This is a genomic window from Dokdonella sp. (assembly GCF_039926425.1).
In the GTDB taxonomy this organism is placed as follows: Bacteria; Pseudomonadota; Gammaproteobacteria; order Xanthomonadales; family Rhodanobacteraceae; genus Dokdonella_A.
Genome location: NZ_JBDSWZ010000027.1, coordinates 1 through 6523, shown reverse-complemented (window position 1 = coordinate 6523; position 6523 = coordinate 1). Strand labels below are relative to the sequence as shown.

Annotated in this window: 8 protein-coding genes; 4 read left to right on the top strand and 4 right to left on the bottom strand. The window is 62.7% G+C overall.

Features of this window, described 5'->3' with window-relative positions; translation table 11 throughout:
- Nucleotides 1-320: hypothetical protein (locus ABIV12_RS01635; RefSeq protein ID WP_348055563.1), on the top strand; the 320-nt coding region annotated here is incomplete at its 5' end.
- Here the strand turns inward: ABIV12_RS01635 and ABIV12_RS01630 are convergent.
- Complete coding sequence (locus ABIV12_RS01630) at nt 290-781, bottom strand: cupin domain-containing protein (RefSeq protein ID WP_348055562.1); 492 nt, start codon at nt 779-781, stop codon at nt 290-292. The two genes, ABIV12_RS01635 and ABIV12_RS01630, sit on opposite strands and share 31 nt — an antisense overlap.
- On the bottom strand, nt 778-1698 hold the full coding sequence (locus tag ABIV12_RS01625) for an alpha/beta hydrolase (protein ID WP_348055560.1): 921 nt from the start codon (nt 1696-1698) through the stop codon (nt 778-780). Before ABIV12_RS01625 ends, ABIV12_RS01630 begins: the two co-directional genes overlap by 4 nt.
- Nucleotides 1699-1790: 92 nt before the next feature.
- Here ABIV12_RS01625 and ABIV12_RS01620 point away from each other — a divergent pair, with 92 nt between their 5' ends.
- Nucleotides 1791-2690 (top strand): LysR substrate-binding domain-containing protein, encoded by a 900-nt coding sequence (locus ABIV12_RS01620; protein WP_348055558.1) that lies wholly within the window; start codon nt 1791-1793, stop codon nt 2688-2690.
- Nucleotides 2691-2792: 102 nt separating this feature from the next.
- On the opposite strand, the gene ABIV12_RS01615 is transcribed toward ABIV12_RS01620, so the two are convergent.
- Both ABIV12_RS01615 and ABIV12_RS01610 read right to left on the bottom strand, forming a co-directional pair.
- The gene (locus tag ABIV12_RS01615; RefSeq protein WP_348055556.1) at nt 2793-3995 is read right to left on the bottom strand and encodes a GGDEF domain-containing protein; all 1203 of its coding nucleotides are present in this window, start codon (nt 3993-3995) and stop codon (nt 2793-2795) included.
- A gap of 280 nt (nt 3996-4275) precedes the next feature.
- Entirely contained in the window at nt 4276-4773 is a 498-nt protein-coding gene (locus ABIV12_RS01610) for an MOSC domain-containing protein (protein ID WP_348055554.1), read from the bottom strand.
- 237 nt (nt 4774-5010) lie between these two features.
- Between ABIV12_RS01610 and ABIV12_RS01605 the strand changes: the two genes are divergently transcribed.
- Nucleotides 5011-5190, top strand: coding sequence for a hypothetical protein (locus ABIV12_RS01605; protein ID WP_348055552.1), 180 nt, complete (start codon nt 5011-5013; stop codon nt 5188-5190).
- Between the two features lie 268 nt (nt 5191-5458).
- Nucleotides 5459-5920 (top strand): hemerythrin domain-containing protein, encoded by a 462-nt coding sequence (locus tag ABIV12_RS01600; protein ID WP_348055549.1) that lies wholly within the window; start codon nt 5459-5461, stop codon nt 5918-5920.
- Nucleotides 5921-6523: the final 603 nt, after the last annotated feature.

Sequence of the window (6523 nt, the reverse complement as noted above, 5' to 3'; positions counted from 1 at the left end):
TTTGGAGAATGAGATCCCCGATCTTGCTTGCATGCATCGAAACGATCAAGCGCGTGACTGATGGAGCGATGCACGATGGCGGATTTGCGTCCGCGCTGCTGCCGCTGGATATGGGCACGCGGTGCGTCCCGCACACGAATGTTCACGTGACGCACGGTCTGTCGAATCCACTCGATCCGTCAGCGTCGGATGCGCACGACTGCGCGATGCGTCGCATCGCGCTTGCCGGACGCGGCGGCGACGACTGGACGCGCGCCGCGGGTTCGTGGTCACCAGCGGCGCGCGTTGGTCAACGGGTGCTGGCGGCTGTGTCGACGTAGCGCGTGTCTGTGGGGCCAGCGCCGGAAATGTAGACCGTCACCGGCTTGTCTCCGGTCCGCGCGAAGTGGGCGACACCCGAGGGTTCGGTGTAAAAACCGCCTGGGCCCAACTTCTTCACAGAGTCATTCGCCGTCTCTCCGTAGCCGAACGACCACTCGCCGGAAACGACGACGACGGATCTGGAATCACGGTGCGTGTGCGCGGCGATCCGCGTGTTCGCTGGCACGAGCAACGCGATCGTGTACGGTCCGTCCTTCAACGGATTGCCTTCGAGAATCACGCTGCGAATGCCCGCGACGCCAGACGTGCCGGGGCCTGCGATGATTTCTGGCAGCGCGGCAATCTCTTGCGCCGTGAGTCGGATTCCCGGCTCGTTCGGACCGCCGGCGTACGCAATACGAGCGACGCCGTCGACCAAGAGCCAAGCACTGACGATCAGACATGCGCGCAGGGCAATCATTTGTGCGCATCCAGGAACGCTCTTGCCAGCGCGATCGTGGCGGTGGGGTTTTCTTCCATGATCCAGTGCCCGGACTTGGGCACGATTCCCTCTTGGACGTTGCCCGCAGCAAAGCGCATCACCGTCGCCATCATCGGGCCGAACGATTTCTCGCCACCCACCGCAAGCACCGGCATGGTCAGCTTGCCGGTCGCAACGAACGCCTTGTTGTCGATCGCGTCCTGATCGAACGCGGCAAACTGGGCGAATCCGGAATGCATCGCCCCGGGAAGTGCATACAGTGTTGCGTAATGCTCTCGCGCGGCTTCGCTGAAGTGGCTCGGGTCGGCCGAGAACTCGTTCCAGAATCGATCGAGGTAGATGCGCTCGCGCCCCGCGACCAGGCGCTCCATGTCGGGACCGCCGAAGCGGAAATGCCACAGCAGCGGATTTTTCAGGATCTCGTCCCACGGACCCACGCCCGGCAACGGTGCATCGATCAGCACGAAGTTGCGCACCCGGTCCGGATGCATGGCTGCAAACGCGTAGCCCACCATGTTGCCGATGTCGTGGGCCACGAGGTCGGCTTTCGTGATCTTCAAGGCATCGAGCACGCCGGCAACATCGCCGGCCTGGGTCTTCTTGTCGAATCCTCCGGCGGGTTTCGACGAAAGCCCGAGTCCGCGCAGATCGGGAACGACCACTGTGTGGTCGCGCGCGAGATTGGCGGCCAGCGGTGCCCACATGTCGCCGGTTTCCCCATACCCGTGAATCAGGACGACCGCCGGGCCGTGGCCTCCGCTGCGGACATGGATGGTGGCACCGTTCGTTGGAATATCCCTGACGACGAAATCGGAGGGGAACGGAACCATCTGTGCAGTTGCATTTATTGCCAGCGAAAGCATCGCCAGCGAAACCAGCCATTTCAACATCGTCATGCCTCTCTCGTGGGGTTGCGGATACGTTGGCAGACGGCCCGCAATGCCGGTAGCCTTCGAACGACTGATCGGGTTTTCGGAAATGCCGGACAATGCTGAAGTTCGAAGGGATCGAGACGTTCGTTGCCGCAGCCGAACAGGGATCGCTGAGCGCTGCCGCGCGCACGTTGGGAGTGTCCCGTTCCGTCGTCAGCGAGCGGCTGGCTGACCTCGAACGTGACGTCAACGCACGGCTGATCCAGCGCACGACGCGGCGGATGACCTTGACGGAGGACGGCGTCGCTTTCCTGCCGCGCGCGCGACGGATCCTGCAGGACGTGTCGACTGCGGCTGCCGAACTTGCGGAGCGGCGCGGCGAATTGACCGGGTCGTTGCGCATCTCGGCGCCCGTCAGCTTCGGCTACCTGCATCTGGGGCCTGCGCTGTATCCATTCCTGCAACGACATCCCGGCATCGATCTGACGCTCGATCTCGACGATCGGTTCGTCGACATCGAAGCGGACGGCTACGACGCGGTCATACGGCACGGCCCGATCCGCGCTTCCGGCGTCGTTGCGTTGAAGCTCGCGCAAAGCTGCCGTCGGCTTGTGGCGTCCGCGTCCTACCTCGGCGCGAACGGGACGCCGCAGAGAGTGCCGGATCTGGAGCAACATCGCGCGATCCTCTACACGAACCGCACGTCGGACTGGCGGTTCGTCACCGCGGGAAGCGTTCGTGCCGTACAGCCGCAGCGCGCGTTTCGCGTCAACAATGGACTGGTGATGCGAGATGCTGCAGTGGCGGGCCTGGGCATCGCGCTGCTGCCGAGCTTTCTCACGCATCGCGAAGTGCAGCAGGGAATTCTGCGGATCGTGGACGTCGGTGCGGAACCCGAAACTGCAGAGATCAATCTCGCGTTCCCCGACGCGCAACGTCCGTCTGCGAAACTGCGCGCAGTCGTTGATTTTCTACGGGATGCGTTCGGCACGCCCCCGTATTGGGACATCGCCTGACGCGCCGCGCAGGCTCGGGTTCAAGGCCACCGACCGGGTGACATGTGGCTTCCTGGCTGGCGATGGGAAGGCCGCGTCTCTGCGACGCGTCGGTTTTTTCGATTACGCCTCTGTCGCAATGACGTCCGGCCTCGAACCCGCTGTTTCGGTGCGATTGCGTCCGAGGCGCTTGGCGACATACATCGCTTCGTCCGCACGGATCAGCGCTTCGTCGAACGACCCGCCGGGCGGAACATCGCAAATGCCTGCGCTGATCGTAAAAGAAAATCGCTCGCCCTGTGTGGTGTGCAAGGCCATTCGCCCGCACGCCTCGCGAATCGATTCGGCGAGCACCAGCGCGGCGTGGCTGTCGGATCCGGGCAGGACGACGCAGAACTCCTCGCCCCCCATCCGTGCCACCAGGTGCTCGGGCGTGGTCCTGTCACGCAACACGTCGGCCAACTTTGTCAGCGCGTGATCGCCGCCGCCGTGACCGTAACGATCGTTGAGTGCCTTGAAATGATCGACGTCGATGGCGACCACGCTGGACCCCGTCGCAAGCGTACGCGTTCGTTGCTGGATGTCGTCCAGTGCGCGAAAGAATCCCCGACGGTTGCGCAGACCGGTCAGCCAGTCGGTCAATGCATGATCGGATTCGCGCGCCGCAAGCAGCGCGAACTGCAACGCGAGGCAACCCACAGCCAGCGCGAGCATGAAGAGCAGCGAGGCGAGACTGAAGAACGCACGGTGATAGCTTTCGGCCATCTCGGCCGAAGCAGGCAACAGCTTCGAAACCGTGGCATACGACCAGGTGAACACCAGCAGATAGACGATCACGATGACCCGCAGGCGGCGGTAGATGGACGCGATTTCCGGTCGCGGGTGGTGCCTCAGACTCTGCTGCAGCGCGAACAGGTAAATCGCCTGCCCAAACGCAGTCAGCAGGATTCGCAGTCGTGTATTGGGCCACAGAACATCGAAGCTCAGCAGGCCAACGATCGGAATCACAATGAGCAGCGCCAGAAGCCAGCGGTTGAACGGCTGCGCCGCGAATCGCCAGAACCCCATCAGCAAGCACACGCTGGAGGCGGTGATCGCAGAATGATTGGACAGCGTCAGCAGGTGTTCCCATTCTGGCTGGTTCGGCGTCAGGAACAGGATCAGCGCGACTCCGTTGAGAAAAAGGCCCAGCGCCCAGAAGTGTGTCGCGTCGTCGCCCTTGCGACCGCTGCCGACATAGAGCAGCAGGCCCGCGAGGATTGCCTGGATCAGCGCGCGACTCAGCGTGAGCGTGGGAACATCGAGCGAGATGTCGAGAACATTCATGCGCAGATCGGATCAGGGCGGACGGACACTGGAATTCGGAGCGGAGGTCTTTGTTTCATCAGCGGGTGCGTTGCTGGCGCTCGGGCAGCAAACGACGAACGCATCAGTATCGGTGAGCCGGGGCGCAATCGTGCTGAACGGGTCCGGCATGCGTTGACTGCATCCAACGCGTCAGATTGGCTGAATGCCGTCCATTGGGCAAATCGCGCAACGATGCGCGCGAGACTTCCGGCTGGGCTTCGACCGTCGGTTGCGGCTGCTCGCGGCGTTGATGCGGCGTTTAGCGCCCTTGCGAGGCGAGTACATGCACGAGGGCGCCGACCGTCAGCCAACCACCTTCGATGATCGATGCACGCGCGCCTCCAATGTGCCGAAGCCCCAGGCGCGCGTCGACACCCAGCAGGCGAGACAGATACCCGCATGGCGGGCAGCCGCCGGTCAGTCGGAGTCGCACGTCGCCGATCGCGATGACCGCGCCGTGCAGCGCGTCGAGATCGAGACCGCGGATGACGAGATTTCGGCGCAGGTCGCATGCGCCGAGGTTGGCGACGAGGCGGGCATTGCATTCGGCGATGGCCATCGCGTCGATGATCGACACATGGCGTGCGCCGGCGGTCACTTCAAACCGTCCGGAAAATGTGCCGATGCCTGATTCGTAACGATCGCCGAGCAAACCGCGTCCGACGATCGCCTCGACGCCTGAGCGTGAGCTCATCGGCGCGCCGGCCGTTGCAGCGATGCACACGGCGTCGAGCGTTCCGGAAACTGCGTTGCCCATCCGCCGCCGTCCTTCGTTGGTCGATCGCGTTGATTGCCGCACAACCTGTCATGGGAGAGACCCGTGAGCAAGCACGATGAACACGTAACCAGCGTGCAGGAACGACGTCCGGTTCGCTGGCGCGTTTGCTGAGCGTTGTGTGCCACGCGTCAGGCGGGGCGCCCTGTGTGCGATTTCGAATTGAACCGTGGCGGGCGCGGCGACTGGGATTTTCAATCACGACAGGAGCAGGCGACGATGAACCGACTTCTCGTTTTGACGCTTGACGAACCGACCACGAGGCCTGATCAGCAGATCATCGTCGTCCGCGAAAGCGGACAGGTCGCCTGCTACCTTTACGTCGACACGATCGATCGTCTTGCACACGACCGGCATGAAGATCTTCCCGAAGCCCAGGCGCGCGCGCTGATGGCGTAGGCGCGGTGTTTTTTCACTGTCCCATCGCGCACAGCAGGAACGATCGCTGCGCGTCGGGTCTGACCGCAGCGTAGATCGGCAGAAATGCCTTCAGCGTCCGTTTCATCCGCACTTTCTACTGTCAATGCACAGTCGGCATGGCGGCTTGTGCGAATCATCCCCGAAACGTTCGGGTCGCGTGCCGGCTGGACACCTGCGATGCGCGGCGAGCGTTCAACGACTCGCCGCGTTTTCGCCCCCTCTCTGCAAAGCCACCAGGAGCTCTCCAGTGGAAGCGATCGCGCTGCTCGTCAATGACCACAAGATTCTTCGCGGCTTGCTCGGCAAGTTGGAGAAATCCACGCCGAAGGCTGCCGCCACGCGCACGAAATTGCTCGCATCGATCAAGGCCAACATCGAGGCACACACCACGATCGAGGAAGAGATTTTCTATCCCGCGTTCCAGGAAGCTGGGAAAAAGGGTGATGACGACAAGATGTATTTCGAGGCGCTCGAGGAACACAGGGCGGCCGGCGACCTCGTCCTTCCCGACTTGCTCGCGACCGATCCAGCCAGCGAGCAATTTGGTGGGCGTGCGAAAGTGCTCAAGGAAATGATCGAGCACCACGCAGGTGAGGAAGAAAAAGAGATGTTCCCCAGAGCGCGCAAGCTGCTCGATCTTGCGGCTCGCAAATCGCTTGGGGCGCAGATGGAAAAGCGTCGCAAGGAACTGCTCGGCAGGAACGCGTGAGAAAGCCGTCATGACCACTCACGATCGGAAAGATCTCCCGCAGGATCGCGGTTCCCCGCAGGTTCCAGCGGCCGAGACACACACGGACCGCGAGGAGCGGAAGCAGAAGGAAAGTGACGCGCTGGATCGGGCGCTGGAGGAAACATTTCCCACCAGTGATCCGGTTTCTCCGTTTGTTCCAGCGATTCCGACGGAATCTGCACAATCGGAGAACCAGCTGTCGCGCACTCAGACGTGCGCTCACGCCGGCTGCGCGTGCACCGTGATCGCACCTGAGCTGTGGTGCTCTGATGCCTGCAAGGAGTTGCAGCAGGGTTATCAGCATGCGGACACCGGCAGCTGCGGATGCGGACACGCGAATTGCTCGGCAACGTAGGCGAGGGCTCGCGTGGCAGGAGTCAATCGTCGACGGGTCAAGGAGGCCGCGGCTCGATGTCGATGAGTCGATTGGCTGGATGGCGTGCGAGGACATGCGCGTGATGGCGAAGCCGCCAGATCTCCGACGCTCTGATGCCCTAGATGCCGACGCTCCTAGACTACAAAGCGCGTTGGACGCCAGCCTGCATCAACCGAGCAAGTCGTCATTTGCCCGCTCACGTAGCA